This is a genomic window from Nocardia amikacinitolerans (genome assembly GCF_900215415.1).
In the GTDB taxonomy this organism is placed as follows: Bacteria; Actinomycetota; Actinomycetes; order Mycobacteriales; family Mycobacteriaceae; genus Nocardia; species Nocardia amikacinitolerans.
The window spans coordinates 277,933-281,718 of sequence record NZ_OBEG01000005.1; the positions used below are offsets into that span (position 1 = coordinate 277,933).

Annotated in this window: 4 protein-coding genes; 3 read left to right on the forward strand and 1 reads right to left on the reverse strand. The window is 67.5% G+C overall.

The genetic code is table 11. The annotated features are described in order from the left end of the window. Positions 1-18: 18 nt before the first annotated feature. A complete protein-coding gene (locus CRP45_RS23045) occupies positions 19-693 on the reverse strand; it encodes a response regulator transcription factor (RefSeq protein ID WP_097246901.1) in 675 nt (224 codons plus the stop codon). A 403-nt stretch (positions 694-1,096) separates the two neighbouring features. Between CRP45_RS23045 and CRP45_RS23050 the strand changes: the two genes are divergently transcribed. The 3 genes from CRP45_RS23050 (at position 1,097) to CRP45_RS23060 (ending at position 3,770) form a co-directional block, all read left to right on the forward strand. After that, on the forward strand, positions 1,097-2,695 hold the full coding sequence (locus CRP45_RS23050; RefSeq protein WP_245910356.1) for a hypothetical protein: 1,599 nt from the start codon (positions 1,097-1,099) through the stop codon (positions 2,693-2,695). Between the two features lie 186 nt (positions 2,696-2,881). Continuing rightward, a complete protein-coding gene (locus tag CRP45_RS23055) occupies positions 2,882-3,199 on the forward strand; it encodes a hypothetical protein (protein ID WP_143861526.1) in 318 nt (105 codons plus the stop codon). A 76-nt stretch (positions 3,200-3,275) separates the two neighbouring features. Then, positions 3,276-3,770, forward strand: a complete 495-nt coding sequence (locus tag CRP45_RS23060; protein ID WP_097246902.1) for a YbaB/EbfC family nucleoid-associated protein — start codon at positions 3,276-3,278, stop codon at positions 3,768-3,770. The last annotated feature ends 16 nt before the right edge of the window (positions 3,771-3,786 follow it).

Below are 3,786 nucleotides of genomic sequence, written 5' to 3' on the forward strand. Positions count from 1 at the left end.
TCCGCCGAGAACGAGCCGTCAGGGATCAGGGGGCTCCGTTTCCCATCGGTACCCGTAGCCGCGAATGGTGGTGATGAGGTGGGGGCGCTGGAGTTTGGCGCGCAGCGCGGCCATGTGGACGTCGAGGGCGCGGGAGATGGCGGCGAAGGCGTCGCCCCAGATGCGGTCCATGAGTTGCTGACGGCTGACGGCGGACCCCGGACGCTCCAAGAGAACGCGTACCAGTTCGAATTCCTTGTGGGTGAGCGTGATCGGGGCGCCCGCGACCTCGACGGTGCGTGCTTGCAAGTCGACGCGGACGTCGCCGGTCACCACCACCAGCGGGGCGGGGGCGGTGGGGGTACCGGCGCGGCGGGTGACGGTTTCCAGGCGCGCCACCAGCTCGCCGACGCGCGGCGGCTTCGTCAGGTAGTCGTCGGCTCCGGCGCGCAGACCGCGGATGACGGCGCGTTCGCCGCTGCGCGCGGTGAGGATCAGCACCGGCACCGAGCTGACCTCGCGGAGTTTGCGCAGCACCTCCAGGCCGTCCATGTCGGGGAGGCCGAGATCGAGGATGACGGCGTCGTAGCGGTCGTGGGTGAGCAGGAGATCGGCGCCGCGCCGGAGGTGATCGGCCTGATAGTCCTTGGCACGCAGCGCCGCGACGAGGGCGTCGCCGACTCCGGGGTCGTCTTCGACTATCGCAAGTCTCACGTCCAGATCCTCGCAAATCGGAGGTTCCGTCCGCAGGGGTATCGGGTGTGGGGGACTGGCACACCCGAGACCTTGACAGATTCTTAGGGAAGTCACCGCTCATGAGCGAGACGAACGACCGCCAGGTGCGCGAAAATTCATTCCCAGCTGCTTCCTTCGAAGGAACCGATGACCGGCACCCCGGTCCCCAGGCAGCCCCGCGGCCTCGTCCTGCCCTACGAAGGTCGGCCGAGGTCCGCCACGGCGGGTCCGCGAATCCTGTCGAGGGGTGAGGGTTTCGGCTTGCCGGGTCGCCCTTCGGCATCCTGTGCCAGGATGAAGGACAGCAATTCGGCTCTAGCCTGTGACCGGACGCTCGTCGGGATTCCGGTTACGGGTGCGTGGATGAGGAGATAGCTGCACCGTGACCAGCCAAGAAGGCCCGAACGACGAGGTCGGCGACAACCAGGTCCCCGGCGATCAGCAGCCGAATCGCACACCCGAGCAGCGCGCCGACGAAGAGTTCGGCCAGGAGTTCCAGCGGGCGTTCGAGGAGAGCAGCGACGAACCCGATGTGGAGTTCTCGCTGGGTGATCCCGCGCCGGAGCCGGAGCCCGAAACTGTGGACCCGGCCGAGCAGGCCCGCGAGATCGGCCACAATCTGGCTCGCGAACTGGCCACGAGCGGCCCGCAGGGCTGGTCCAAGCTGGACGCGGTGTTCGCTTTCACCGCGGTCGCCGAGGTCGCGCAGATCGTGTTCAGCGACGATCAGGAGCGTTCGGTCCGTATCCAGCCGTCGGAGGCGGTGCTGGAGCTGGTGCGCAGGCACCGCGAGGTTTCCGCCGCCATGGGCGACGGCCCGTGGTGGCGGCTGCTGTTGCAGCTGACGCCCGCGGGCCGGCTGGATATCGACTACGACTACGGTGACGAGCCGTTCCCGGACGATCACCTGTTCCCGGCCGCGGTGTATCAGGCCGACCTGGAAGCCAATCCGCGGGAGCGGCTGCCGGTGTGGCTGGCCGCGTATGTGAGTCACGGCGACCGCCAGTCCCGTACCCCGGCGCAGGCCGCCGCCTTGGCGCGCGCGGATCGGGAAGCCGGTGTGCGCGGGACGATCTCGGAGCGCGATTTCCCGGCGCTGCCCACGCTGTGGGCCCGCTGGGCGGTGCTGGCGGCCGCGTTCGTCGCCGTCGGTTCCGAGTGGGGGCCGCGTATTCTGCCCGCGCTCGGCTGGTTCGAAGGCGCCAAGCGGGGCGGCTCGACGCTGTACATGCTGCCCGGTGGCCGGGCCGTGCTCTCCGGTGGTGTCTGGAACGCGCCCGCCTTGGACGCGGCGTACAACCAGGGCGCGCAGCTGCCCGCGTACTACGCCGGTGCTCCGTCCTGGGTGGCGAACCCGGTACTGAATCCCCGGGCCGCCAGCGGTTTGCTGTCGTTCTGCTACTGGTGGGAGGGCGGTCGCTGGTACCGCGGCGAGTCGCCGACGGCCGATCAGCTCGCCGAGGCCGTGCCCGGTATCTGGACCGCGCAGACGGTGACCAACGTGATCGCGGGCCTGGTCGCCGCCGAGCCCACCGACGGCCAGGTCGCCGCCGTCGCCACGCTGGTCTCGGCCGCGGAAGCCGGTGTGGTGACCAGGGATACGCTGATCAGCGTCTTCGGTGACGAGGGCGACTTCGATATCGACAGCGCCTTCTACCAGCTCACCATGGCAGGCGTGGCCACAACGCTGCCGGATCCGATGCCCGAGGACGAGGCCATCGATCAGGTCCGCCGCTACATTCTCGAGCGCGATCTCGACACCACCGGCTATCCGCTGGACCAGCTGCGCGCCGACCGCATCAGCTGCGGCTGGATGGTCTACGTGCCGACCGCGCCGGGGGAGATCGCCATCGGCCGTGCGCTGTTCTACATCGCCGATGACGGTGTGCTGGAGCAGTCCTCGTCCTCGATCGCACCCTCGCGCTACATCGCGGAGTTCGAGCAGCGCTTCCAGGAGCGCAACGGGATGGTCGACGCCTGACCTGTTGCCTGCCCTTTGCGGGTTAACAGCAGGGAACGGATCGATGGCGAATTCCTAACGGGTTCTTTAGCTTCTCACCCCGGTGAATCGGCCCGCCGTGTCGGCCGAGGTGCCAGAATGGTCGGAAAGATCTGCGTACCAGCCGCTTTGTGGCTGGTACGGGCCTTGTGAGAAGAGAGGTGCCCCGTGGACGTCGAGAGTTTTGTGGAAAAGCAGCGCATCGCGGGCACCGACACCGGCAAGGTGCGCGACCGCATGGACGCCCTCGCCGATCGCGTGCAGGCGCAGTTGGATTCGCTGATCTCGATCGTCAGCTCCGACCCGGTCTTCGGCAAGAAGTTCATGGATGACCCGAAGGGCCTCAAGTACCAGCTCGAGGGCGCTGTCGAGGGCACACGGACCATGGCCAAGTCCTGGGGCAAGCTCTCCGACGGCCAGTTCCAGAACGCGACGAATGCCGAACGCGAGGAGCAGAAGCGTCGAGAGCAGTTCGAGAACATCTGAGCCGGAACGGTTGCTGATGGTTGGCGGGCGGTCCACACGGACCGCCGTGAGAGTTTGTGGAGTTGGTGAGAACTAGATGGCCAGACGCGATGCCGAGATCGCCGATGTGATGGACGAATTCCGCAGCCGTATCCGCGAGATCGCCGAGATGCAGCAGCGGCGGGTCAAGCTCACCGCCACCGCGAGCACAAGGGACCGGCAGATCTCGGTGACGGTGAACGCCAACGGGGTGGTCATCCAAACCAAATTCGGCAGCGGCATCGACGAATACAGCTACGAGGACATCGCCAAAGCCATCACGCGGCTTGCCCAGCAGGCTGCCCAGGACGTGTTCGATCAGAGCAAGCAAGTCATGGCGCCCGTGGCGGAAGAGCGGGCGCGGCTGCCCAAGCTCTCCGACGTGATCCCGGGTATGCCCGACTTCCAGAGCGAGATCCCCATGGAGCCACCGGTTTCCGTCGCGCCGCCGGGCGCCGCCGAGCGCGCGGACGCGGAACTGGTGTTCACCGATGTGGAGACCATCGAGGACAAGCCCGAAACCGGAAAGGGCGTCACCGACTCGGTTTGGTGACGTGCGCGCGGTTTAG